This window comes from Streptomyces sp. NPDC091387, from assembly GCF_044756945.1.
Taxonomy (GTDB): Bacteria; Actinomycetota; Actinomycetes; order Streptomycetales; family Streptomycetaceae; genus Streptomyces.
The window spans coordinates 350110-374941 of sequence record NZ_JBIVTZ010000009.1 but is presented as its reverse complement, the minus strand read 5'-3'; the positions used below and the strand labels follow the sequence as shown (position 1 = coordinate 374941).

Genomic DNA, 24832 nt, shown 5'->3' with positions numbered 1-24832 from the left:
GACTGGACCCTAGACAAGTCCCATCGTTGCAGGTCAGGAGCACTCTCCGCTTATTTGATCAAGCGTCGGACAACCCACCTCGTGAAAGCCCGAGGCTAGCCGATTTCGTGGATCCTACGAAGATCTTCGACGAGGCGAAGGGCGTCATCTCTGATCAGCTGAAGCCCATCATGACGAACCCGTGGGCGAGGTCCGTCGCTCAGATGCCCGTCAAGATGCTGTCCGACATGAAGGACAAGGCCCTTTCCCTCTTCGACCTCTTCGGAGGCGGGGGAGGCAACGGCCAGTGGATCAAGCCGGTAAACGTCCCCTACGGAACGCGCTTCGGCAAGGCCGGCTCGATGTGGTCCTCAGGGCATCACACCGGGCTCGACTTCCCGGCCTCCGTCGGCACCGCCATCAAGGCCGTTGCTGACGGCGTTGTCTCGCAGTCGACGTCCGGCGGCCCGTATGGCAACCACGGCATGATCTCCCACGGTGGCGGCCTGTCGTCGCTGTATGCGCACATGAGCAAGATCCTGATGCACGCCGGCGACAACGTGAAGCAGGGCCAGGTCATCGGCCGTGTGGGCGCGACGGGCAACGTCACCGGGCCGCACCTCCACCTGGAGGCACGAGCCGATGGCCGCACCGTCGACCCGATGCCGTACCTCACCGGAGGCGGCGGAGGCGGTAACGGTGGCTCCGGCGTCCAGCGCTGGCGCGGAGTGGTCAATCAGGCACTGAACCTGACGGGCAACCCCTCGTCGTACGCGAACGTGACGCTGGCGCGCATGAACCAGGAGTCGGGCGGCAACCCTCGCGCAGTCAACAACACCGACTCCAACGCGAGGGCCGGCTACCCGTCGACAGGGTTGATGCAGGTCATCCGGCCAACGTTCCAGTCCTACGCCGGCTCGATGCTGAAGAAGGGCCCGTTCCTGAACGGGGTCAGCATCGACCCGTTGGCGAACATCTACTCCTCCATGCGCTACGCGAAGGCGGCCTACGGAAACCTGGGCAAGGCGTACGGACGGCCAGGCGGCTACGCCAACGGCGGGTACCCGCCCGTCGGTCAGTTCTCCATGGTCGGCGAGAACGGCCCGGAGCTGGCGTATTTCAGCTCTCCGGCACAGGTCATCAGCAACACGGACACGCGCAGCATGTTCCGTGAGGCCGCAGGTCAGAAGAGCGGAACCGCCACGGTGCCGAACATCAGCGTGGTGGCGAGAACCTACCTGGACGGCCGCGAAGTGAGCGGCGTGATTGACCAGCGCATCGAGCTGTATGACGCCGACACGGGCCGTCAACTCACTGCTGGTCGCTACGTCTAGCCCACACGCACGCACACGAGCCGTCCTCCCGCCATAGGAGGACGGCACTCACGCACTTCCTAATCCGCCCCGCACGGCGCCGCCATGGAGCCGTGCGGGGCCCCCAGACCCGCGAAAGAGGATCAACCATGCTTGGACAGCCCGCGAAGAACCAGCACACCACCTGCCCGCAGTGTGGGGCGGAGATCCAGCAGACCCCGGGAGCAGGACGGCCCAAGGTCTTCTGCCGGCCGTCGCACGGACGCTCGTACCGCACGCGCCTTCGGTCGGCAGGGTGGCTGTGACTCAGCAGGTCGCGGCAACCTCGCGGGCGGTGCTGGCCAGCCATGGCGGGGCATCACGGTCGATGAACCGCAGAGTCTCCGTTAGACGGCTCCGGCTTCGCGTCGACGCCACGCGGTCGAGCAGTGGTGCCATGTCCGTCAGTAACGCGTCGCAGTCCCGCCACGCTCCAACCGACGTGAGTGCGGTCAGCTCTGCCACGCTGTAGTACAGCGCTCCTCGACCCCCGGGACGGACGAGGGAGCGCGCACGCTGAAGGTGCGGCACCGCGGAAGCGTGATCCCCCAGGGACATCAGCATCTCTCCTTGGTGCCCCGCCACCTCAGCATCGTTCACCCACCACGTCCATCCGGGATCCCTGCCCCCGACGGAGTCCTGTAGTGCACTCTGGGCGCCGGTCATCTCCGCCAGGCTGCGCGACCGGTCGCCAGCCTGGGCAAGGGCCCGCGCTCGTCGAACACGCGCGATCAAGGCCACGCGAGGTGGAATGCGCGGCAGCGACAGAAGTTCATCAGCGATGCGCAGCGCCTCTCCTGCACGGCCCGACTGAACGGCCTGCATGGCAAGCATGTCCAGCGCGAACCATGTTCGCGAGCGGTCTCCAGCATGACGGGCCAGCATCTGTGACTCGATGAATGCTTGCCGAGCCTCATCGGTTCGATGCGCGTCAAAGAGGATCCAGCCCGCCACTTGCGCAATCTCGCTGACGGCGGCCAGATACGACTTGTCCGGGTCAACGAGCTGATCCAGCTTGCGCTGTTCCGCGCGCCACACCTGTACGGCGGCGTCTGCTACGTGTGCACCACCGTGACGGTTGTCGTGCTCCAGGAGGTGCGCGACGGCTGACCGGACGTACGCAGTGCTGTCCAACTCGGCGGCGGGCGCGGGTGGCTGCGGCTCGCTGACGCCTAGCAACGCGTCTAGCGAGTCGATCAGTTGCGGTGACGGGGCTTGCTTTCCTGATAACACGCGGGACAGGTAGGCGTGATCGTAGCTGAGCGCCTTAGCCGCAGCACGGATCGACATTCCGCGCCGATTGAGCGCCTCACGCACGCCATCGCAGAAGTTTTCGTCCCGCATAGAGCCAGGGTATGCCCTGTCACCACGTGGTCACCACGCAGTCACCGCCCGCACGCGTTGTCGTCCGGCAGGATCGCCGTCAGGCAGCAGACCCCGGCAACGGCGGACACCGTCCCGGGGCGTGGACGACGCTACGAAGGAGCGACGACATGCACAAGGTTAACCAGTTCCCTCAGGAAGCTCACCTGGCAGACCCCCTGAACGAGTTGCCGGAGCCGGTCCCGAACTACGGCTGCGACGTCTGCGCGGTGCTGGCCCGGCAGCGGGAGGCGGCACGCAACAGCGGGGACCCGTCGGCCGTCTCGGACTGCAACGTTGAGATCCGGCAGCACCCGCATGGGGGTCGTCGATGAGCACCCGCACGCTGTTCCGAAGTGTGGTGCACACGATTGCGCAGCACCCGGACACCGTCACGTACGACGCTTCGTGCCTCCACTGCCCGTGGACCGCGAAGCCGTCGAAGGACGGCGGCAACGTCGACGCCGAGTGCATGGAGCACGCCGGCCGCAGCAATCACAGACAGTTCCGGCGGACGGCGACAGGACTCGCGTTCGTCGTCCGCGCCGGAGAAGACCCCGTACCGACACCCAGGGTGTCCCCCACGCCCGCTGACGGCTAGGTACGGTCGCGCCCCCGATGGGCGCGGAACAAGGGAGGCGGGGCCGATCTCACCCGGCGGCTCCGCCTCCTCCCACAGACCCGCCGCCAGGGGCGTCACCTCCGGCGCGCGGAGAGCGGCAGGGGAGAGGTTGGCATACCGCCCCTGCCGCTCGCTGAGCCCTCGTTCTTCCAGGGGATGGACCTGGAGGGGCGGGGGCTCTCTCGTGCGGGTCAACGGCCGAGATTGACCTAGTGGCGTAGTGTCCCGTTGACTAGGGTGATCTCGTACTGCATGGCGTGCATGGTCCGCTCCTCGGGCCGTCGGTTGGCCGGAGACCCCGGGCGGGGGTGTGCCGGTGCCACTCGCCCGGCTCGTCTCCGTGCGACAGGGGTCAGGTGGTGGCATCCGTACGGGGTCCGAGCAGCGCGAGCAGTCCGCGGACGGATGCGTCGAAGGCCTCCGCCGCACCCGAGGCGCGGGCCAGTACGTAGCCGCCCTGCACCGTCGCGACGATCGTCGCCGCGATGTCGTCCGGTACCAGGGGGCGGGTGAACTCACCTTGCTCCAGGCCCTCCTGGACGATCGCGGCCAGTCTGCCGCGGAGCCACACGATCGTCTCGTCGACGGGTGCCCGCAGTTCGTCGCTCGCGATGACCTCCGGGTCCATCGTCAGCCGCCCCACCGGGCAGCCCCGCAGCACGTCGCGCTCACGCAGCAGGTAGCGCGAGATCCGCTCGTACGCCGAGCCGGGGGAGTCGAAGGTGCGGCCGGCCGCCTCGCGCATCTCGGCTGCGGTGCGCCGGATGGCGGTGAGTGCGAGATCGGGCTTGCCGCTGAAGTGGTGGTACATGCTGCCCTGGCCGGCGCCCGCGTGCTGCTGGATGGCCTTGGGGCTCGTGCCGACGTAGCCGCGCTCCCACAGGAGTTCCTGGGTGGCTTCGATCAGACGGTCCGGAGTGCTCATGAACCCACTGTACATACTAGTAGGTACAGCAGTAGGGGTGATGAACGACGGGCGGGAGCAGCCGCCGGACCGCCTTCTGCTCCCGAGGGGGTACGCGCACTGCCGCTGGCCGTACGACGACGCGGGCCCCTTCCCGGAGACAGGCTCGGAAGCGACAGAAGAACGCGAACGAGCACCCTGAACCGAGGAGCTGACCGAGATGAACACCCTGGCCCTCCACGGCGGACCCGGACCATGGATCCTCCTGTTCCCGCTCATCTGGGCGGCCGTCGTCGTCACCGTCGTCACGGTGCTGCGCCGTACGGTCTGGCGCGGCCGACGCGGCCCCTGGCAGGGCCGGCCGGCGGCGGGCCGGGAGGGCGGCGCGGCTCGGTGTGCTCCGGGCCATCGCCGCCGACCAGCCGGACCTGGACCGCCGGCCCGGACGCGGCAGGAGCGGGACGCCTCAAGCGGCACCCCGCTCCTGCCGCGTCAGCCGACCGACACGGACCGTGCCACCGAGGGCTGCACACCCTCCGGCGGCATGATGCCGCTCAGGTCGAACGGTCCGTCGGTCGTCGCCCCGTACACCGAATGCGGTGGCTGGACGGCGAACAGGGAAGGGGCCGGAAGAGTGAACCAGACGATCTTTCCGGCTCCGCCCCGGGGTCGGACGCCCCAGCTCTCGCTGACCGCGGCAATCAGTGCGAGTCCACGCCCCGAGGTACTGGAGTCGTCGGCGTCGCGCACGGTCGGCAGCCGTGGGTCGTGGTCATGGACGGACACCGTCAGCCGTTCGAGGAGCAACTCGATCTCGACGGTGCATGATTTGTCCGGCTGTGCATGCCGGTGGACATTGGTCAGCAGTTCGGTGACACCTAGCGCCGCATGGTCGATCAAGGGATCGAGATGCCAGTAGCGCAACTGCGCCGAAATGATTCTGCGGACCTGACCGATCCGCGACGGCAGGGCCTGGAGCTCCACCGTGCAGTGCCTGCTTGGCTCGCTGATCACGGCTGCGACTCCCCGAAATAGGTCCGGAAGAAGACGAAGAAACGGATCCAGCAGATTGGCTGACTGCTGATTCCGGGCCGGCGGCCTGAATCACAGTGTCACCGCCGGTAAACCATGAGTGACGTGTCTCCAATGTCGCTCAGGCCGTACGGCTCCGCAACTCGCGGTGTCCTTGCGGAGCCGCTCCGTCAGCCGTGCCCGCCGCCCGCGCCGCGCAGCGCGTCGAGGAACCGGCGCGCGGGGCCGGCCTCGTCCGGCTTCCCCGGGCGCCGCGGCATCGTCAGCCGGTACCGCGTCCCGTTGACCCGCGCCACCGTCGCGTCCCCGCCCGCGAACCATGCTCTGCCCGCGCTCACGGTTCCCACCGGTGCGCTGTCGATCTCCCGGCCGTAGCTGGTCAGCAGCGCCAGCCGGCCGTCCTTGACGGTCACCTGCCCGGCCCGTGAGAGCGACCGCGCCCACCGGTCGATCCGTACGCCCGTCTCGCTGAAATCCATTTCGGACATGGCCCCTTCGCCCCCTTCGTCACGCCCCCGAGAGAAAGTGTGCACAACCCGGGCCGGGTGCACCAGAGCGGGTCGGGGCGCAATGACGTATTTGCGCCGCGCACGGTTCCGGCCGGTGCTCCGCCCGCAGCACCAAGGCAGGGCTATGGAGCATCAAAGTCAATGTTTGTGCAGGTAGGGGGCATATCGTGGGGCGCGCCGAGACCGGTCGTAGGAGGAGAAGCGCGCTGATGGACACGAGTGAGCACAGGCATGACGGCGAAGCGGTGGCGACCGTTGACATCGACCGCACCGACCTGGCGTACCGGGCCTGGCTCAAGGAAGCCGTACGCAAGGTCCAGGCCGATGCCAACCGCTCCGCCGACACCCATCTGCTGCGCTTCCCGCTGCCCGAGAGCTGGGGAATCGATCTCTACCTCAAGGACGAGTCGACGCACCCCACCGGAAGTCTCAAGCACCGGCTGGCGCGCTCGCTCTTCCTCTATGGGCTCTGCAACGGCTGGATCCGTCCGGGAAAGCCGGTGATCGAGGCGTCGAGCGGCTCGACCGCCGTCTCTGAGGCGTACTTCGCCAAGCTGATCGGGGTGCCGTTCATCGCCGTGATGCCCCGCACCACCAGCCCCGAGAAGTGCCGGCTCATCGAATTCCACGGCGGCCGCTGCCACTTCGTCGACGACTCGCGCAGGCTGTACGAGGAGTCCGCCACACTCGCGGCGGAGTCCGGCGGCCACTACATGGACCAGTTCACCTATGCCGAGCGGGCCACGGACTGGCGCGGCAACAACAACATCGCCGAGTCGATCTATCAGCAACTGAGGCTGGAGCGGTACCCCGAGCCGGCCTGGATCGTCGCGACCGCGGGTACCGGCGGCACCTCGGCGACCATCGCGCGGTACGTGCACTACATGCAGCACGACACCCGCATCTGTGTGCCCGACCCGGAGAACTCCTGTTTCTTCGACGGCTGGACCCACCACAACCCCCTCGCCACCAGCGACTGCGGATCCCGCATCGAGGGCATCGGCAGACCGCGGATGGAACCGAGCTTCGTCCCGGGGGCCATCGACCGGATGATGAAGGTCCCGGACGCGGCCACGGTCGCGGCCGTGCGCGCCCTGGAGCGGTCCATCGGCCGCAAGGCGGGCGGTTCCACCGGGACAGGGCTGTGGAGCGCGTTCAAGCTGGTCGCCGAGATGGTCGCACAGGGTCGTACGGGCAGCATCGTCACCCTGATCTGCGACCCGGGTGACCGCTACCTCGACAAGTACTACTCCGACTCCTGGCTGGCCGCGCAGGGCCTGGACATCGCGCCGTACACCCGGACCATCGACACCTTCCTGGCCACCGGCAACTGGCCCGGTGAGCAGGGGAGTACCGCCTGATCCAACGGCAGCGGCCCGCGGCGCACCTCAGGCCGCGGCCGCCGCGAGCCGCCGGCCGAGGTTGCGCACCGCGTCCCGGAACGACCGGCCCACCGCCGACCGGCCCCGCCGCATCGTGAACCGGAACAGCGCCGACCCGTCGGCGGCGAAGGTCCACTGCACCCGGGTGCCGGTGCCGGCCGGGGTCAGCAGCCACTCCTCCGCCAAGGCCTGCAGACCGGGGGCGTTGGAGTCGTCGACCCGGTAGGCGTACCGCCGGCCGGGCTCCGCGGCGACGACCGTCTCCCGGAACGCGATCCCGCCCCGGAGCCGCACCTCGCGGCCCGCCCCCGCGTCGACCGGCCGCGCCGCCGTCACCTGGGTGAACCAGCCGGGCCAGCCCTCGACGTCATCGGCCAGAGCGCGGTACACGACATCGGGCGGCGCGGCCACCTCTGCCGCGAAGACCAGTCTCAGCGGGGCGGACTCGACGAAGTCGAGCTCCACGGGGCGGAGTCGGCGTGCCATGGAACGCACCTCCCGTGCGGTCGGCGGTAGACGAGCCACGGCTCACCATATCTGTCGGACCGTCAGATGTCGTCGGTGCGGACGTCGTCGGACCGCGCGGTCGTACGCCTGTCGCGTCAGCGCACCGCGGTGAGTGAGCCGCCCTCCCGCAGCCGGGCCGTCAGCTGCACGGAAGCGTTCCGCGACGCACGCACCGCGAGCGTCGTTCCGGCCGCCGTGTCGCGGACCGCCCCGGTGGCCTCGATCCGGCTCACCGCGCGGCTCCCCGCGGCCAGTACGTACCACTGCCCGGAGGGCGCCCTCCAGTGCGTGCCCCCCAGGACGTGCTGGCCGAACCGGCTGCACAGCGCCGTGTCGCGGGCGTCGCCCACCACGGTCCCCGGCGCGGTGGGCGACGGGTCGGGGCCCAGGAACTGCACCAGAACGCGTCCGGGGCCCTGCCACGTGTCCGCCCGGGTGCAGACCCACTGCGCCGGGGCGCCGCCCTCAGGGAGGCGCTGTTCGGCGAAGTCCCAGTTGTTGACCGCACGGACGCCGGTGCCGCGCAGCGCCCCCAGCGAGCACGCCGTGCGCGCCCAGCTGAGCAGCGCCGGCCCACCCGTCGCTTCCCTCGGCTGCCGCGCGGGTGCGCCGCCGCCAGGTTTCGGGGTGAAGGTGAGATGAACCGGATTGAGATCACCCAGGTCGGTGACCAGGAAGGCGTGCTTCTCCACGATGCGCTCGGAGGAGCGCAGTTGCAGCGCCGGCCAGGAGTCGCAGCCGCCGCCGGGGGACGGGCGGTCAACGGCGGCCGTGACGCCGTCCGCCCCCACCTTCAGCGCACGCGCCGGAGTGTTCGGCCTCAGCAGATCGCGTGTCGTGGTCTGCGAGATCCAGGGCGCCAGGAGGAAACGGGCCCGGTTCCCGCTGCGGCTGACGACCACGGCCGCGCCCGTCGTCACATCCGCGCCGTCGGTCCGGGCGAAGTCCAGCGCGGGAGCGCCGGACCCGGACAGCGGCTCCGCGTAGCGCACCACCCGCACCCCGCCGTCGTGGAGCAGCACCACGGCGGCGCCGTCCACCTCACCCGCGTACAGCAGCCGCGGCGGCTGGGCCGGGGGCGCCGGGAGGGTCCCCGGCGTGGTCGAGACGGCGGTGTCCCGCGGGGTGCGGCCCCAGGCCCGCAGCGCCCGGCCGAGCAGTGCCCGGTCGTCGGTGCGGTCACCGCGGGCCGGCCACGCGGTGAAGTCGACGCGCGAGGTGTCGGCCCACTCCTCCGCGGCGGTACGCAGCAGCGCCGCCGGATCGAGGGCCGGGGCGAGCGCGCCGCGTACGTCCCGGCTGTCGGGCAGGCGGACCGCCGAGCCCTCCTCGGCCAGTGCGACCACGCCGCCCGCCACCACGCACAGCGCGGCGACGCCCGCCACCACCCGCATCCGGTGCCGGCGCCGCAGCAGGTCGCTCGGGCGCGTCTGCAGCACGCACGGGTCGAACTCCCCGGAGCGCAGCAGCGCCTCGGCGCCCGCACGGTCACCGGCCCCGAGCCGCCTGGCCGCCCGGACCGCGCTCGCCGGGTCCCGGGCATCCGCCCGCGCGAGCAGGGCCTGTGCCTCCGGCTCGTCGAGGTCCTCCAGCAGCCGCAGCGCGAACGCCGCCCGAACGGCGGCGGGAACCCCCGACAGCTCCTGGTCCAGGGCGAGTTCGGCCACCCCACCCGCACGCGGGAAGAGCCGCAGGCCCCAGACGGCCGGGAGCGCGGGGCGCAGCGAGGCAGGCGCCGGAAGCCGCCCCGGCCACCAGCGCGGCCGCCGCTCGTGGGCCAGCGCGGTGCGCAGCACCCGCAGCCGCATCCAGGCGTACGCGGAGGTCACGCCGTCATCCGGTGCGGGCGGGCGCGCTCCGCCGCGGGCCTGGGCCGGAACGCGGGCGGGTGCCGGCGCCTCCGGCGCCGTACGTACCCCGGGCAGCGCGCGCTGTACCGAGGCGTGGGCGGCCAGCACCCTGCGGTGCCGGCCGAGGGCGGGCGGCAGCACCAGATAGGCGAGCCGGACGAGACGCGGATAGTGCTCCACGAGCGCGGCCTCGGCCTGCGGGACGCCGGGGCGCTCGCTGCTGCCGGAGGACCGCTGCTGCGGTTGGTGGATCGGCATGAATTCGGTGCCTTCTGAGCCGTAGGCGGAAACCGTCACACCAACAAACGACTCGATCGTGTGACGGTCACATCACCTGCTCACGGCACCTGTCGGCGGCCGTACACGTGCGGGCGGAAGGGGCTCCCCGCGCATATCCGGCCACCGGTCACCGGTACCCCTGCGCCGGCCGGTCGAGCATGGAGTCGAGCACCCGGCCGAAGACCCGCCGCCCCGCTCCGGAGATCAGCGGATCGCCCCACCGCGGCAGCAGCCGGACGCTCAGCTCCTCCACCCACACCACATGGGAACCGGCATGGGTGGGATACACATCGATCGATGCCCGGCCCAGCACCACCCGGCCGCGCTTCTCCAGGCGGCACATCCCCGCCCGGCTGCCGGACGGCGGTGACCACCGGACCACTTCCATCGGATCGTCGAACGCCAGCGGACCGATTCCCGTGCGGGCCACGAAGACCGTCCCGGCCCGGGTCGGCAGCCCGGCGGGCACCGTGATCGTCGTCAGCGGGACATGCGCGGCGTGCCGTTCCCAGTCCGTCACCCGGCGCCAGGACTCGGCTGCGGGCAGAGGGGTGAAGCGCTCGATCCGGAATACGGCCACAGCACGATCCTAGGCCGTGGCGGCCCCGCCGCGAGCTGAGCGGAATCCAGGGACCCCACCGCGGGCCGGAAGCGCGCTCAGCCCTGCACGGGCCCGCCGCCCGCGTCCCGGCCCACGACCACCAGACCGGGCAGGTGCTCCTCGATCTCCTCGCGGGACTTCTCCGACAGGCCCGCGTCGGTGACGAACGTGCTCACCTGCTCCAGCGTGGCGAACGAACTCAGCCCCACCGTGCCCCACTTGGTGTGGTCGGCGACCACCACCACGCGCCGCGCCGACTGGACGAACCGGCGGTTGGTCTCGGCCTCCGCCAGATTCGGCGTGGACAGACCGGCCTCGACCGATATGCCGTGCACACCGAGGAAGAGCACATCGAAGTGGAGCGAGACGATCGCCTGGTCCGCGACCGGGCCGACCAGCGAGTCGGACGGCGTCCGCACCCCACCGGTGAGCACCACGGTCGCGGCGCCGGGCCGGGCACCCGGAGACCCCGGACGCTGCGCCGCGTGGAACACGTCGGCCACCCGCACCGAGTTGGTCACCACCGTCAGGTCCGGTACGTCCAGCAGGTGCTGGGCGAGCGCGTAGGTCGTGGTGCCGCCGGAGAGCGCGATCGCGCTGCCGGGCACGGCCATCGCGGCGGCCGCCCGCGCGATGTCCTCCTTCGCGGTCAGCTCCAGCGTCGACTTGGCCTCGAAACCGGGCTCGTGCGTACTCGCCTCGACCACCGGAACGGCGCCGCCGTGCACCTTCTCGATGACACCCTGCCGCGCCAGCGCGTCCAGGTCCCGTCGGACGGTCATGTCGGAGACGCTCAGCCTGCGGGTCAGCTCATTGACCCTGACCCCGCCGCGCCTGCGCACCTCGTCGAGGATCAGCGCGCGCCGCTGCTCCGCGAGCAGATTCTGATTCTCGCTCAACGCCGGGTCCGGTCCTTCCCTCTGGCCGTGCAGGAGTCCGTTCGGACGGGCTCATCCTGCCACGCGGTGTCGCGGGCCGCCGCACTGGGGAGATTCCGTGAGAGCGGCACGGACACCGCCGCTCAACCGCGATTCTGATGACCGGACATCAGCCGCCGTCCCCTTCGAGAGCGAGTCACCCCAGTGCCACCTCCCACCCAGGCCCCGCAGAGCACCGGACCAGCGCTGGAACTGCTGGTCCACGGTGTCGGCGGAGCCACGCCCCAGGAGATGCTCGTCGACCCGCGCACGGTCCGGGTCACCGGTGACGCCACCGCCGCCATATACCGGCGTTCCGACGACGTCGACGCGGAGCAGCACCCCGAGCGGTACCGGGACCGCCCCATCCCCGAGGCCTACTGCTGGTCGAACCTCACCTCCGGCAACGGCTCCCGGGCGCTGTGGCTCCTGCTGCTCCCGTTCATGGTGATCAACCTCGCCCACTGGATGCGCCCGGCCGCCACCGCCCGCCCCCGCACCATCCGGCTCTACGGGGCGCTCGTCCGGCTCGTCGCCCTGAGCCTCACCGTCCTGCTGACGGCCGCGGCCTGCGAGGTCGCGCTCGACCTGACGGCCTGGCAGTGCGCCGGGGTGCCGAACTGTTCGGACCAGCGGTCGTGGCTGGGATTCCTCTCCGCCGCGCAGGGCGGCTGGTGGTCCCAGCCGGGCCGGCGGCTCGCGCTCGCCGCACTGGTGCCGACCGCGCTGGTGGGACTGCTCTGGTATCTGTCCAACCGCACCTGGAGCGCCTACGAGTCCCAGCGCCCGCTGACCGGAACGGTCCCCGACGACGGCGAACCGGGCACCGCCCCCGAGACGGGCGGCGCACCTGCCGAGCCCATCCGGCCCGCGCTCGGACGCCCCGGATTCTGGTTCGGGCGCCGGCTGGTCGCCCGGCTGCGCGCCGCCCACACCGCCGCCGGGTTCCTGACCGTCACCGCCTCCGTCGCGGGCGCCACGGCCCGGCACGACCGTGCCGCGGAGGGGCCGGTCCCCGCCGTGTACGGGCGGCTGATCGAGGCGCTGCTCGTCCTGGGCATGCTCGTGGTGCTCTGGGTCGTCTGCCGGCGCGGCCGCAGCGAACGGCGCCTCGACAACCGGCTCGACCGCGCCGTCATCACCTACCTGCCCGCGGCCGCACTGACCCTGCTCGCCGTCGCCTCTGCGCACGCCGCCTGGTCCCGCCCCGGCTGGGCCTCGGCGGGCACGCTCCCCGGCGACATCACGTTCCGCGTCGTCACCCTCGCCCAGGGCGCCCTCGTCATCGCCCTCGCCGCGGTGGCGTGGAGCCTGTACCGGCGCAGCCCCGAACCGCGCACCGTGATGCACGGACTCGGCGGCCCCGCGGTCGCGATGCTCGCCTGCGCGCTCGGCGGCGTGATGACCGGTGGGGTGGCCCAGCGCGTCGCCGACTGGCTCGACGGCCCCGGCAGCCCCGGAATGGGCCGCAGCGCCGTCATAGACGGACCGCCGGTGCTGCTCAGCTGGCAGGCCTCCGTCATCCCCGTGCTGCTGGTGCTGCTCCTGGTTCCCGGCCTCGCGCTCGGCGTACGGACCTACCTCACCGCCCGTCGCCTGGAGCCCGTGGTCGACGCGGAGTACGAGGAGGCACGGCCCGACCCCGCCCGCACCAAGCAGATCGCCCGGACCCGCGCCACGGCCGCGCTCACCGACTCCGCGCCCGGCATGGTCGGTCTGGTCTCGACCGCCGCCCTGCTGCTCGGCACCGCGGCGGTCGGCGGTGCCTGGGCGAGCGGACAGGTTCCCGGGCTCGCGATGGACGGCAGCAGCCCCTTCGTCGAATCGGTGGCCGAGGCGGCGCAGTCGACCGGCTCCTGGATGATCGGCTTCGGTTTCCTCGTCTTCGTCGCCTGCGGCCGGCGCGCCTACCGGGACGCCTCCGCCCGGCGCACGATCGGCATCCTCTGGGACGTCGGTACGTTCTGGCCGCGCGCCGCACACCCCTTCGCGCCGCCCTGCTACGCCGAGCGGGCCGTCCCCGACCTGGCCTCACGCATGTCCGGCTGGACCGCACGGACCCGCGGCAGGCTCGTCATCTCCGGCCACTCCCAGGGCAGCGTCCTCGCCGCGTCCGCGGTCTGGCAACTGCCCGCGTCGACCCGTCGCAGGGTCGCCCTGCTGACCTACGGCTCACCGATCGAGCGGCTCTACGGGCGCTGGTTCCCCGCCTACTTCGGCCCCGCCCAACTGCACGGGCTGCACCGCTCGGTGCACTGCTGGCGCAATCTGTGGCGGGCCACCGACCCGATCGGCGGCGAGGTCAGGCTCGGCGAGGAGTCCGGGCCCGAGGTGGACCGGGGCCCGCTGAAGGACCCGCTGGTCTATGGGCGCACCCCCGAACACCCCCTGCCCGAACCGGTGCTGGGCCACTCCGAATACCAGGCGGACCCGGTCTTCGCCCAGGAGCGGGCCGCGCTCCTGGAACGGCTGGCCCCGCTCCTGCCCCACCAGGCCGAGGGCGACGAGGCCCGCCTGCCGCTCAGGGAAGTTCCGGGAGGTCCTCCGGATACAGCAGGGTGAGGTCGTCCGTGCTCGTCTCGGCGAGCTGGGCGACCCGGCCCGCATGCCGCTCCACCATCGACTCGAAGGTCTGACGGGCGGTGCGGCCGTTGCCGAACGCGGGCCCCTTGGGGAGCTCGGTGAAGTACTTCAGCAGCGCCTCGTCGGTCCCGGACGCGAGGCTGTACTCCTGCTCCTCTGTCTGCTGCTCGACGATCCGCAGCAGCTCCTGCGGCTCGTAGTCGCTGAAGGTGATGGTCCGGGAGAAACGGGACGCCACACCGGGGTTGACGGTGAGGAACCGCTCCATCTCGTGGGTGTACCCGGCGACGATGACGACCACCGCGTCCCGGTGGTCCTCCATCAGCTTCACGAGCGTGTCGATCGCCTCGCGGCCGAAGTCCCGGCCGGAGTCCTCGGGGGACAGGGCGTACGCCTCGTCGACGAACAGCACACCGCCGCGCGCCCGGTCGAAGGCCTCCTGGGTACGGATGGCGGTCGAGCCGATGTGCTCGCCGACCAGATCGACCCGGGACACCTCGACCAGATGGCCCCGCTCCAGTACACCGAGGGAGGCCAGGATCTCGCCGTACAGCCGGGCCACAGTGGTCTTGCCGGTGCCGGGGGAGCCGGTGAAGACGAGGTGGCGGCGGACCGAGGCGGCCTTGAGCCCGGCCTCCTGGCGCCGCCGTCCCACCTCGATCATGTCGGTGAGCGCGCGCACCTCACGCTTCACGCTGTCGAGGCCGACCAGGGTGTCCAGTTCGCCCAGGACCGCCCCGGAGGTACGCGCGGGCTCGGCCGGCGGCTCCGCGGCGACGGGCTCGACCGCACGCGGCGCCGGGACCCCGCCGAGCAGCCCCGGCGTCGACTGGGTCGCCGTCAGGACCGTGGGCGGCGGGGGAGTGGCGGTGCGCAGCGCGCTCTCGTCGCTGGTGCAGTCCTCGACGACCGGACCGGTGCCGGAACCGTCGGCGTGCGAACCGCCTTCCGCGAACTCGTAGCCGCCGCGGGCGCACCGCTCGGTACGGCAACGCGTGAGCGTCGTGCGGCAGCCGTCCATCACGTGGAAGCCGTAGCCCTCGCTCCCGGTGACCCGGCAGCCGTGGAAGGTGCCGCGGCCCTCGGCCGACACGTAGAAACCCGCCTCGGCGGGCGAGGTGACCGTGCAGCGCTCGATCGTCGGATCGGCGCCCTTGGTGACGATCACGCCCGTCTGGACGGCGTCGATGGTGCAGTTGTTCAGGGTGCCGCCGCTCCCGTGGTCGCGGAACCAAGCACCGGTGGACGCCTCCCGGATACGGCAGTCGTCGAGCTGCGCCGTCGCCCCGTCGCTGACCGACACCGCCGTATTGCGGACCTGGGACAGATCGCTGTCCACGACGTCGGCGCGCGAGCCCCGGTCGAGCACGAAGATGGCGTCCGGCACGTCGTGGACGCGGCAGGAGTCCAGTATCACGGTCGCCCCGTCGCTGACCCAGACCGCCGGGTAGTCGCCCGTGCTGTCGTGGATCTCGCACTGGTTGGCGTCGACCCGGGTCCCCGGGTCCCAGACCGAGAGCCCGTTGCGGCCGAAACGGCGCACGGTGGAGCGGGTCAGGGTGAGGACCGAGCGTGAACGCAGGTCCACCGCGTTCTCCGGGATGTCGTGGATGTCGCAGTCGGCCAGGGTGAGCACCGCGTCGGTGTCGAGGGTGACGCCGTCCGCGGACGTGCGGTGCACCGTGCAGTCGGTGAGGTGGGCGGAGGCGCGCGCGGCCACCTGTATTCCGCTGCCCTTGATCTCGTAGATCTCGCAGCCGACCGCTTCCAGGCCGCTGCCCTCACCCGTGACGGACAGACCGGCCCCCGAGGAGTGGTGGATACTGCAGCGCTCCAGCCGGGGGTGCGCGCCGTCGCGCACCGAGACACCGGACTGCCCGGCGGAGACGATCTCGCACTCCTCGAACACACCGCCCGCGCCGTCGAGTACGGCGATGCCGACACCGGCCGGATTGTCGACGGTGCAGCGCCGCACGGTCGGCCGGGCCGCACCGCGCACCTCGATACCGGCGGCCGAGCGGGTCACGATCCGCAGGTCCGCGAGTTCCGGAGCGCCTTCCTCGACCAGCAGGGCGGGGGCCGCCGAGTCCTGGCCCTCCACATGCAGATCCTGGACGACTGCGGAGGCGCGCAGCGTCAGCGGTACGCCGTCGACGGGGGCGATCCGGACGGATCCGAGCGAGCCCTCCGGCCCGCGCAGCGTCACCGCGCGGGCTATGACCAGATTCTCCCGGTAGGTGCCCGGCGCGACGGTGAGCACATCACCGTCCGCCGCCGCTTCCAGAGCCGCGGTGAGGGAGGCGTATTCGCCAGTGCGGCGCCGCCACCGCGATGTGCCGGTGTGCGTCACCTGGACCGTGCCCTGTGCCATGGCGCTGTCGTGCCCCCACCTCGTGCGTGTGTGATGCCCGGGCCACCGGCCTCGCGGCAGTGACCATCCGGGGTCCGCCTGCCGAAGTGACGGGCGGGCCGGTCCACCGTAGCGCGCGCGGAGGGCGGGAGTTGACCCGATCAGCACCCTGGGGGGTTTCGCTCGGATCAGGCCGGACCAGGGAACGGACCGGCCGGGACTGCTCTCAGCTGCCGGTGCCCGTCCTGCCCCAGTCCGGACCGGCCCTGGCCCATGCCCGGTCGAGCCGCGCGTACCGCTGCCGCACCATCCGCCATACGATCAGACGCCGTCCGGCCTCGATCAGCAGGGCGGCCAGCATCGCGGCACCGAATCCGGCCAGCGCGGCATGGGTGTGCGCCGTCGGCGCGTCCATGGGACGCAGCGCGGGATGGCCTTCCCGGTCGGTCCAGATCCGCACCCGGTCCCCGGGGGCGGTGTGGTGCGAGGTGGTCGTCACCGTGGCGCTGCGGACCGTGCCGTCCGGGGCCTGCCAGCGGGCCAGCACCGTGGTCAGGGCCGCCCGGTCGGCGGAGACCTCGGGGTCGGCGACGAAGTGCCGTGAACCTGCCGTCCGGCGCACCACGACGGCGGTGGTGAGATGGCTCCGGGCCTGCTGGGCCCGTACGGATTCCTGCAACGCGTCATCGGTGCGCGATCCGAAGAACCAGCCGGCCGCCGGCGCCGCCAGCACGAACAGCACGAACGCGGCCAGCGCCACCCACGCCTCGCGCCGGTCCGTGGCACGGCGCAGAGGGTTGTGCCGCCAAAGCCACACTCCCGAAAGTGCCCGCACAGTCCTGCACCCCCTTCCGTATCCGCCTCAGCCCGATACGGTGCGGTCCGCGCGCCGGAGCGACGAGGAGAGATCAACCTCACCCCGCCCAACGCGGCGGCCGAACCCCGGAGTTCCCGTTGACGCGGGGCCGCACGGCAGGGACGCGACGGACACCAGCGGTGCCACGAGCGGCTGCTGACGCCCTGTGACAGTCCGGCCGACGGCATCGGCGGGTATCCGGCGAGGGCCGCCGTCGAGTCCCCATGGCTCGACTTCGGTCTCGCCGGTCGCTTGTACCGTCGGCACTCCGAACTGACGGATGTGGACGGCACTCGGTACGGCAGGGCGCATGTGCCCATTCTGCCAGCCGCCGCGGACAGCCCGCCGCCCGGCAGCAGTACTCCCTCAGTCCCCCGCACTCAGTGCTTCCTCAGTACCCCCGGCCCTGGTACGGGCGGTTGTACGGGTCCTCGTACGGGGACTGTGCGGGAGCCGGCCGCGGCGACGCCGGACGCATCGACTCGTAGCCGGTACCCGGCGCGGGCCGCGGCGGCTGCTGCTGTTGCGGGGGCTGCTGGTAGCCGCCGCGGCCCCCGGCTGGCTGCTGCGGGATGTACGGCGCCGGGGCGTGCTGCAGATGCGCCGGCTGCATCGGCGCGTAGCCCTGCTGCGCCGCCGGCTGCGGGTAGCCGTACGACGGGGCGGGCTGGGAGGGTGCCGCCGGAAGAGCCGGCAGGGCCGCCGGGAGCGCCGGCACATAGCTGTTGCCGGTGTCGTAGGCGGCAGGAACTCGGATAGGCGCGATCTGAGGGGTACCCCGCTCCGCGACCAGGGAGTCGTAGATCGGAGTGTCAGGGAACGACGGTGCGGCGTAGTAGCCGCCGCCGTAGGTGGAGCGAGGGGAGGTCATGCCACCTAAGTTAAGCCCACGATGTGCCGATTGGGGAGCCCCAATCTTGCGGTTATCCGTTTTACGCTGATTCAGCCCTGCTGACCTGCCAAGACGTTGATAAAGGCTTTGTTAACAGAGGGGGTTTTTCGGTTGGAGGAACTGGTGGCTGACGAGTAGTGACGGAGGCGCTACCAGGGGTCTGTCCGGCGGATCTTGGGTGAGTGGCGCGCACGCTGACGCACCTTCTTCGGCGGCCTCCGTATCAACGGCGTCAGGGGCGGCGAGCTGGCACGACACCGAGGCACTCGGCAGGGCGCGAATAGCGCCGGCCCAAAGCGAGATGCGTGTGGCGCATACGGCGGGGATCGCGGCAGACGCAGTCCGCCGGGCGTGACGCGCGTTGCCGGGAAAGCCTTTCGGAGGCCCCCGCGAGCCCCTCGTGATCCCAACGAGGGACCATGGGCCATGCCGCTTTCACGACGATGAGCACTCCGACGGTCAGGGGGATTCGGGGAGGACGCGCGGCATAGCGAGTGTTGGCCTCTCGGGTCCGGGAGTTCGGGGCGCTCTCGCGCACGCGAGAGCGGCGGCCGGACCCGGTTCGGCTCTCGGCCGTCACGTCGAAGCGGTGGACGGGACGGCGGTGACGGCGCCCGGTCCGATGCGGGTTTCCGAGGTCCGGACGTCCCGGATCGACGACGTCCTGGCCACCGCACTCGGCACGGACGCGCCCGAGCGGCTGCGCGAGGTCGCGGAGGCCCTCGACGTGCTCGCCCGGCACCTCACGCCCGAGGCGGCGGCCCGCCTGCGGTCGTGAGACGGGTCACGCGACGGAAGTGGCCTGTGCGGTGGGCGAGTGTGGTCCAAGCCGAGGCCAATGACGGCGAAGAAGGCGGCGGCAAGCGCTACTTCGGAGGCACCGGGGCGTACCGCGTCTCCTCCGGAACGTGTGACGTGTCGCGGCGGGCCAGCAGCCAGTACCGGGCGGCAGGGACCACCAGGCCCACCATCCAGGAGATGTCCGCGCCGCCCAGCGGATCCACCAGCGGGCCCGTGTAGAAGTGCGTCGCGAGGAACGGGAGCTGGGCGGGTATGCCCACCCCGTAGACGGTGAGGGAGTCCCGGCGCCAGGCGCCGTAGCGGCCGCCCGGGGTCGGAGAGCGCCGGGATGTCGTACCGCTCCCGTGAGATCAGGTAGTAGTCGACCAGGCTGATCGCGGACCACGGCGTGAAGAACGTCAGCAGGAACAGCAGGAACAGCAGGAAGTCCTTGAAGGACGCCAGGAAGCTGTCCTTGCCCAGGAGCGCCACCGCCGTCCCCGCCCCCATGATCACCGCGATGTACCCGGCCCTGCCGCGCGGCGACAGCGTCTTCTGGCCCCGGAATCCGCTCAGTCCGCGACGTACGGCCCGAAGGCGAGCTGCCAGGACGCCGAGAGCGACACCGCGAGGAGGAACATCGGCTGCTCGAAGTGCGCGTCGCCGAGCAGCGCCGACAGGTCCACGCGGCTTCGCTCCCCGCGCCGAGTGCAGGGCCATGACGACGCCGCCGAGCGCATTGCCCAGCAGAAGGCCGACCACCGACCACACCACGTCGCCGCCGAAGACGACGGCGAGCGCGCCGGTGACGACCGCGGTGATCTGCAGGGTCGCGCCGAGTCAGAGGGTGAACTGACGGAACGCGGTCCCGTGCCGTTCGTCGTCCGGGACGACGTCGATGGGGCGGCGCCCCACCAGGTCTTCAGCTGCCATGACTCGGTTACCCGGCTTCTCTTCGATGCGCCCTGCTCCGCCGTCCGGCGGTGGCGGCTACTTGATCCCGTGCCGTGCCGCCCAGTCGCCCGCGACGTCCTCCGGGTCCTTCTTGTCCTTGTCCACCAGGCGGTTGAGCTCGGTGAGCTCCTCGGTCGTCAGCGCGCTGCCGAGCCGGGCGAGCGCCTTGCGGACCGTGGAGTCGGCCTTGCGGTCGGCGATGAGCGGGACGATGTGCTGGCCGGGGACCAGGTTCTTGGGATCGGTGAGGACGACCCAGTGCTCGGCGGCGATGTCGGTGTCGGTGGTGAAGAGGTTCGCGACGTCCACGTCCCCCTTCTTGAGTGCGCCCTTGACCAGCGGTCCCGAGGAGTCGAGGGACTTGAACTCCTTGAACTCCACGCCGTACACGTCCTTGAGGCCCACCGCGCCCACCGTGCGCTTCTTGACCTCGGGCGCCGCCCCGATGACGAGCTTCCCGTTGTGCCGGGCGAGGTCGGCGAGGGACTTGAGACCGTACTCGGCGGCGGTCTCCCGGGTGACGACGAACGCGTCGGAGTCCTCGGCCCTGCCGTAGGGCAGGATCTGCAGGCCGTTCGGCAGGGCCATGGCGAGGGCGTTCTGCATCTCGCCCTCCTCCGTGGCCTTCGCCTTGGTGTCGAGGTAGTGCAGCAGGGCGCCCTGGTACTCGGGCAGGAGGTCGATGTCCCCGCCCTTGAGGGCGGGGATGAGGATCTCGCGGGTGCCGAGGTTGGGGCGGACCTTGGTCTTCACGCCGGCCGCTTCGAGCGCGGCGGCGTAGAGGTACCCGAGAACCTGGTTCTCGGTGAAGTTGGCGGTGCCGATGGTGACGCCGTCCTTGCTGGAGCCGCCGCCTCCGCCGCCGGACCCCTGCCCGTCGAGCGAGGTGACGCCGCTGCTGCAGGAGGCGAGCACGGGGACGGAAGCGGCGGCGAGGAGCCCGCCGAGGAGGTTCCTGCGGTTCATCGTGTGTGCTCCTGGGCCGACTTGGTGGGGCGGTGACGGAAAAGGGTGCGCTGGAGTGCGGAGAGCGCGAGGTCCAGGACGACCGCGACGAGCGCCACGAGCACGGCGCCGCCGAGCACCTGCACGAGGTCGCGCTGGGCCAGCCCGTCGAAGACGTACCGGCCGAGCCCGCCGAAGGAGACGTACGCGGCGATGGTGGCCGTCGCGACGACCTGGATGAGGGCGAGCCTGAGCCCGGTCATGATCAGGGGGAGCGCGAGGGGCAGTTCGACCTGGAGGAGGACCTGGTGCCAGCGCATCCCCTGGCCGCGCGCGGCATCCCGCACCTCGGGGTCGACGGCGGTCATCCCGGCGTAGGTGTTGGTGACGATGGAGGGGACGGCGAGCGCCACGAGGGCGATGTAGACGGGCCACATCGAGAGCCCGCTGGCCAGGAAGACCAGCACGACGAGCCCGACCGTGGGCAGCGCGCGCCCGAAGCTGGACAGATTGATGGCGAGGAAGGCGCCGCGTCCGGTGTGCCCGATGAGCAGGCCGACCGGCAGGGCGATGGCGGCGGCGATCAGCGTGGCGAGCAACGAGTACTGGAGGTGCTCGGCGAGGCGGTGCCCGATGCCGTCGGGCCCGGTCCACTGCTCACTGCTGACCAGCCAGGCGCCGAGATCCTTGAAGAGTTCGTACATGCTCAGGCCCCCTGCTTCTGTCGACGGGTCCAGGGAGTCAGGACGTACTGGAGGGCGACGAGAGCCGCGTCCGCGACGAGCGCGAGGAGCAGGGTCAGGACGACGCCGACGATGACGGGAGTGGGGAAGTTGCGCTGGAACCCGTCCGTGAAGAGCTGCCCGAGTCCGCCGTCGCCGATGTACGTGGCCACGGAGACGAGGGAGATGGCCATCACCGTCGCGATCCGCACGCCCGCCATGATCACGGGGAGGGCGAGGGGGAGTTCGACGGTGAGCAGGGTGCGCAGCGGCCGGGCGCCCATGGCCTTCGCGGCCTCCTTGGTCCTGGCGGGGACGGAGTCCAGGCCCTCGACGGTGTTCCGCAGGAGCACGACGAGGGTGTAGATCGTCAGGCCGATGACGGTGGTGGTGCGGGTGAGCCCGCTGACTGGCAGGAGGAGTACGAAGACGGCGATGGACGGGATGGTGAACAGGATGTTCGACAGCCCGAGGAGGAGTCCGCGCAGCCGGCGTACGCGGTGCGCGAGGACGGCCAGGGGGAGCGAGACGATCAGGCCGAGGAGTACGGCGGTGAGGGCGGCCTGGAGGTGGGAGAGGGCCAGGGTGGTGAGATCACCGGTGTGGTCGGATATCCACGACCAGTCGACGGTCATGCGGCCACCGTGCTCGCGTCGCTGTGGACGCGTCCCGCGTGGTCGTGGATGTCCTCGCGGGACGTCACACCCGTGAGGACGCCCTCCGCGTCGACGCGGGCGACCAGTCCGCTCGGTGCGGCGATCGACTCGTTGAGTGCCGAGAGGAGCGAGTCCGTGTCGCGCAGCGGCCGGACCGGGGCCTCCGCCTCGGTCTCGGTGTCGCGCCAGGCCAGCGGCTTGCGGGCGGCGTCGAGGGCCAGCTGCCAGCGGGTGCCCTTGGGGGCGGGCCCCTGGGTGACCTCGGCCAGCGCGGTCAGGGACAGCAGCTTCAGGCCGCGCTCCGCGCCGAGGAAGTCCGCGACGAACGCGTCCGCGGGCCGGGCCAGCAGTTCGGCGGGGCCCGCGCACTGGACGAGGTGGCCACCGGTGCGGAAGACGGCTATGCGGTCGCCGAGCCGGACGGCCTCGTCTATGTCGTGCGTGACGAAGACGATGGTCTTGTTCAACTCCCTCTGGAGGCGCAGGAGCTCGTCCTGCAGCTGGGTGCGCACCACGGGGTCTACGGCACCGAACGGCTCGTCCATCAGGAGCACCGGCGGGTCCGCGGCGAGCGCGCGGGCCACGCCGACCCGCTGCTGCTGACCGCCGGAGAGCTGGTGCGGGTAGCGCTTCCCGGCGTCGGGGGAGAGGCCGACCGTCTCCAGGAGTTCCGCAGCCCGCGCCCGTGCTTTCCTGCGGCCCCAGCCGAGCAGCAGCGGCACGGTCGCGATGTTGTCGAGGACCGTGCGGTGGGGGAAGAGCCCGGACTGCTGGATCACGTAGCCGATGGAGCGGCGCAGCTCGGCGGCGTCCTGCTCCAGGACGTCCCTGCCGTTGACCCTGATGGTCCCTGAGGTCGGATCCACCATCCGGTTGATCATGCGGAGCGTCGTCGTCTTGCCGCAACCGGAAGATCCGACAAGGACGGTCACGCCCCCTTCCGGCATCTCCAGGGAGAGGTCATGCACCGCGGTTGTGCCGTTCGGGAAGCGCTTGTTGACCGTTTCGAATTGGATCATGTGGAGTCCCTTGCCCGGCTGCATATCATCATGCAGAGTTCTCGGTGTCTGAATAGATTGTCAATAGTCCGTCGTCTCTCAGGTGTAAATCCACTGGTGACGAGTGGTCGTAGGGCAAGACCGCGCTTCCGGTTGAGGAGGAATTACGAGTGATGTCGTCTCATATCGCGGACAGGGTGACGGGCGACAGTGACTCGGTTGTCGTCCTGAACGGCCGCGGACTGATGGTTGCAGATGTCGTACGCATGGCCGAATCCACCGCAAAACCCGTGCCGGGCGCGGACGGGATGAAGCGCGTGGAGACCTCGTGGAACGCCGCTCGGGAAATCGCCTCGTGGGGTCGCGTCTACGGCCGCTCCACCGGTGTGGGCGCCAACCGGAACGAGTCCGTGCCGACGGAGGCGGCGGCCGACCACGGTCTGCGGCTGCTGCGCAGCCACGCCGGAGCGATCGGCGAGGAGCTGCCCGCGCGGCAGGTCCGCGCCATGCTGGCGGTCCGCGCCAACCAGCTGCTCGCGGGAGGCGCCGGCCTGCGCCCGACCGTTGTCGCTGCACTCTGCGAGGCCCTGGAGACGGGCGCCTACCCCAAGGTCAACGAATTCGGCTCGGTCGGCACCGGCGACATCGCCGCGCTCGCACAGATGGGCCTCGCGCTGGCCGGTGAACACCCCTGGCGGGGGCCGGGGGCGGCCCCCGCCCCGCAGCCCCTGGACAACAATGACGCCCTGGCCCTGATCAGCAGCAACGCGCTGACCCTCGGCCAGTCCGCGCTCGCCCTGCACGAGCTGCGCGGCCTCATCGCGGCCACGCAGGTGGTGGCGGCGCTGTCCCTGATGGCGACCGACGGTTCGTACGAGGCGTACGCGCTGCCCGTGCACGAGGCGCGGCGGCACGCCGGTTCGTACGCGGTCGCGGAGCGGATGCGGCTGCTGCTCGGCGCCCCCGACCGCCCCACGCCGCCGCTCGGCCGGATCCAGGACCCGTACGGCTTCCGCTGCGTGCCCCAGATCCATGGGCCCGCGCACGACGCGGCGGACGCCCTCGAAGACGTTCTCACGGTCGAGATCAACGCGGCGGCCGAGAACCCGCTGATCTCGGCGCAGGACATGGCGGCCTACCACCACGGGGGCTTCTACGTCGCTCAGCTCGCCCTGGCCCTCGACCACTTCAGGCTGGCGGTGACGCAGGTGGCGCGCCTGTCGACCTCGCGTCTGTCCACGCTGAACGAACCGGGCTTCACCCGGCTGCGGCCCTTCCTCGCGGACGGTGCGCCGGCGTCGTCGGGCGTGATGATCCTCGAGTACGCGGCCGGGGCTGCGCTCGGCGATCTGCGGGCCTTCTCCGCGCCCGCGTCCCTCGGCCATGCGGTGCTCTCGCGCGGTGTCGAGGAGCAGGCGAGCTTCGCCTCGCTCGCGTCCCGTCAGACGCTGCGGGCGTGCGAGGCGTACCGGCTCGTCGTGGGCTGTGAACTCGTGGCGGCGGTAAGGGCGTTGCGGCAGCGCGACATGCGGCTCGACCCGGGGCTCCCCGTCGGCCGGGCCTTCGGGCTGGCGGCCGCGGTGCTCGACGCGGATCCGGCCGACCGGCCGCTGACGGACGATGTGGCGGCGGCGGCCGGGCTGCTCGACCGGTTCACCGAGCTGTGGCTTGACCTCGGGCCGGGGAGCGGGGCGGCCTTCGACTCTCAGGGTGTGGTGCGGCGGACGCCGTGAGTGGCAGCCCTCCGGCATCGAGGGCAGGGGCGTCGCGAAGGACCTGACGGCCGGGCCGTCGCACGGC

At 71.3% G+C, this 24832-nt stretch carries 20 protein-coding genes and 3 pseudogenes; 7 read left to right on the top strand and 16 right to left on the bottom strand.

The features are described from left to right. Positions 1-1313: peptidoglycan DD-metalloendopeptidase family protein (locus tag ACIQM0_RS21030; protein WP_401288780.1), on the top strand; the 1313-nt coding region annotated here is incomplete at its 5' end. Between the two features lie 285 nt (positions 1314-1598). Here ACIQM0_RS21030 and ACIQM0_RS21025 read toward each other — a convergent pair. Then, on the bottom strand, positions 1599-2675 hold the full coding sequence (locus tag ACIQM0_RS21025) for a helix-turn-helix domain-containing protein (RefSeq protein WP_401288778.1): 1077 nt from the start codon (positions 2673-2675) through the stop codon (positions 1599-1601). 349 nt (positions 2676-3024) lie between these two features. Between ACIQM0_RS21025 and ACIQM0_RS21020 the strand changes: the two genes are divergently transcribed. Next, complete coding sequence (locus ACIQM0_RS21020) at positions 3025-3294, top strand: hypothetical protein (RefSeq protein WP_401288775.1); 270 nt, start codon at positions 3025-3027, stop codon at positions 3292-3294. A 373-nt stretch (positions 3295-3667) separates the two neighbouring features. On the opposite strand, the gene ACIQM0_RS21015 is transcribed toward ACIQM0_RS21020, so the two are convergent. After that, positions 3668-4240 carry a TetR/AcrR family transcriptional regulator gene (locus ACIQM0_RS21015; RefSeq protein WP_401288773.1) on the bottom strand — a complete coding sequence of 191 codons (573 nt, stop codon included), beginning with the start codon at positions 4238-4240 and terminating at the stop codon, positions 3668-3670. Between the two features lie 199 nt (positions 4241-4439). Between ACIQM0_RS21015 and ACIQM0_RS21010 the strand changes: the two are divergent. After that, positions 4440-4631, top strand: a pseudogene (locus ACIQM0_RS21010) (SHOCT domain-containing protein); the annotation flags it as partial. Between the two features lie 80 nt (positions 4632-4711). Here ACIQM0_RS21010 and ACIQM0_RS21005 read toward each other — a convergent pair. Both ACIQM0_RS21005 and ACIQM0_RS21000 read right to left on the bottom strand, forming a co-directional pair. Further along, entirely contained in the window at positions 4712-5233 is a 522-nt protein-coding gene (locus ACIQM0_RS21005) for an ATP-binding protein (protein WP_401288770.1), read from the bottom strand. A gap of 188 nt (positions 5234-5421) precedes the next feature. Then, positions 5422-5739 (bottom strand): hypothetical protein, encoded by a 318-nt coding sequence (locus tag ACIQM0_RS21000; RefSeq protein WP_401288767.1) that lies wholly within the window; start codon positions 5737-5739, stop codon positions 5422-5424. Positions 5740-5969: 230 nt separating this feature from the next. Here ACIQM0_RS21000 and ACIQM0_RS20995 point away from each other — a divergent pair, with 230 nt between their 5' ends. After that, complete coding sequence (locus ACIQM0_RS20995) at positions 5970-7121, top strand: PLP-dependent cysteine synthase family protein (RefSeq protein WP_363021614.1); 1152 nt, start codon at positions 5970-5972, stop codon at positions 7119-7121. Positions 7122-7148: 27 nt separating this feature from the next. On the opposite strand, the gene ACIQM0_RS20990 is transcribed toward ACIQM0_RS20995, so the two are convergent. The 4 genes from ACIQM0_RS20990 to ACIQM0_RS20975 all read right to left on the bottom strand — a co-directional run bounded on the left by ACIQM0_RS20990 (position 7149) and on the right by ACIQM0_RS20975 (position 11278). Further along, a complete protein-coding gene (locus tag ACIQM0_RS20990; RefSeq protein ID WP_401288763.1) occupies positions 7149-7628 on the bottom strand; it encodes an SRPBCC family protein in 480 nt (159 codons plus the stop codon). Positions 7629-7744: 116 nt separating this feature from the next. Continuing rightward, positions 7745-9757 carry a hypothetical protein gene (locus ACIQM0_RS20985; protein ID WP_401288760.1) on the bottom strand — a complete coding sequence of 671 codons (2013 nt, stop codon included), beginning with the start codon at positions 9755-9757 and terminating at the stop codon, positions 7745-7747. A gap of 148 nt (positions 9758-9905) precedes the next feature. After that, on the bottom strand, positions 9906-10358 hold the full coding sequence (locus ACIQM0_RS20980; protein WP_363021617.1) for an SRPBCC family protein: 453 nt from the start codon (positions 10356-10358) through the stop codon (positions 9906-9908). Positions 10359-10435: 77 nt separating this feature from the next. Further along, positions 10436-11278, bottom strand: coding sequence for a DeoR/GlpR family DNA-binding transcription regulator (locus ACIQM0_RS20975; protein WP_401288756.1), 843 nt, complete (start codon positions 11276-11278; stop codon positions 10436-10438). A 270-nt stretch (positions 11279-11548) separates the two neighbouring features. Between ACIQM0_RS20975 and ACIQM0_RS20970 the strand changes: the two are divergent. Next, positions 11549-13932 (top strand): annotated as a pseudogene (locus ACIQM0_RS20970) (hypothetical protein). Here ACIQM0_RS20970 and ACIQM0_RS20965 read toward each other — a convergent pair. The 3 genes from ACIQM0_RS20965 to ACIQM0_RS20955 all read right to left on the bottom strand — a co-directional run bounded on the left by ACIQM0_RS20965 (position 13818) and on the right by ACIQM0_RS20955 (position 17956). Continuing rightward, entirely contained in the window at positions 13818-16250 is a 2433-nt protein-coding gene (locus tag ACIQM0_RS20965) for a right-handed parallel beta-helix repeat-containing protein (protein ID WP_401288753.1), read from the bottom strand. The pseudogene ACIQM0_RS20970 and the gene ACIQM0_RS20965 sit on opposite strands and share 115 nt — an antisense overlap. A 205-nt stretch (positions 16251-16455) precedes the next feature. After that, positions 16456-17064, bottom strand: a complete 609-nt coding sequence (locus tag ACIQM0_RS20960) for a hypothetical protein (RefSeq protein WP_401288751.1) — start codon at positions 17062-17064, stop codon at positions 16456-16458. Positions 17065-17476: 412 nt separating this feature from the next. Next, on the bottom strand, positions 17477-17956 hold the full coding sequence (locus tag ACIQM0_RS20955) for a DUF6643 family protein (protein ID WP_401288748.1): 480 nt from the start codon (positions 17954-17956) through the stop codon (positions 17477-17479). A gap of 643 nt (positions 17957-18599) precedes the next feature. Here ACIQM0_RS20955 and ACIQM0_RS20950 point away from each other — a divergent pair. Next, positions 18600-18755 (top strand): hypothetical protein, encoded by a 156-nt coding sequence (locus ACIQM0_RS20950; RefSeq protein ID WP_401288745.1) that lies wholly within the window; start codon positions 18600-18602, stop codon positions 18753-18755. An 88-nt stretch (positions 18756-18843) separates the two neighbouring features. Here ACIQM0_RS20950 and ACIQM0_RS20945 read toward each other — a convergent pair. The 5 genes and pseudogenes from ACIQM0_RS20945 to ACIQM0_RS20925 form a co-directional block, all read right to left on the bottom strand. After that, a pseudogene (locus ACIQM0_RS20945) lies at positions 18844-19690 on the bottom strand (cytosine permease). Positions 19691-19747: 57 nt separating this feature from the next. Then, positions 19748-20677 carry an ABC transporter substrate-binding protein gene (locus tag ACIQM0_RS20940; RefSeq protein ID WP_401288743.1) on the bottom strand — a complete coding sequence of 310 codons (930 nt, stop codon included), beginning with the start codon at positions 20675-20677 and terminating at the stop codon, positions 19748-19750. After that, the gene (locus ACIQM0_RS20935; protein ID WP_401288741.1) at positions 20674-21360 is read right to left on the bottom strand and encodes an ABC transporter permease; all 687 of its coding nucleotides are present in this window, start codon (positions 21358-21360) and stop codon (positions 20674-20676) included. Before ACIQM0_RS20935 ends, ACIQM0_RS20940 begins: the two co-directional genes overlap by 4 nt. A gap of 2 nt (positions 21361-21362) precedes the next feature. Continuing rightward, positions 21363-22013 carry an ABC transporter permease gene (locus ACIQM0_RS20930; RefSeq protein ID WP_363073058.1) on the bottom strand — a complete coding sequence of 217 codons (651 nt, stop codon included), beginning with the start codon at positions 22011-22013 and terminating at the stop codon, positions 21363-21365. Next, positions 22010-23077: an ABC transporter ATP-binding protein gene (locus tag ACIQM0_RS20925; protein WP_401288738.1), complete on the bottom strand. Its 1068-nt coding sequence runs from the start codon at positions 23075-23077 to the stop codon at positions 22010-22012. The genes ACIQM0_RS20930 and ACIQM0_RS20925 overlap by 4 nt, the downstream gene beginning before the upstream one ends. Before the next feature lie 128 nt (positions 23078-23205). Here ACIQM0_RS20925 and ACIQM0_RS20920 point away from each other — a divergent pair, with 128 nt between their 5' ends. Next, positions 23206-24765, top strand: a complete 1560-nt coding sequence (locus ACIQM0_RS20920) for an aromatic amino acid ammonia-lyase (RefSeq protein WP_401288735.1) — start codon at positions 23206-23208, stop codon at positions 24763-24765. Positions 24766-24832 lie beyond the last annotated feature (67 nt).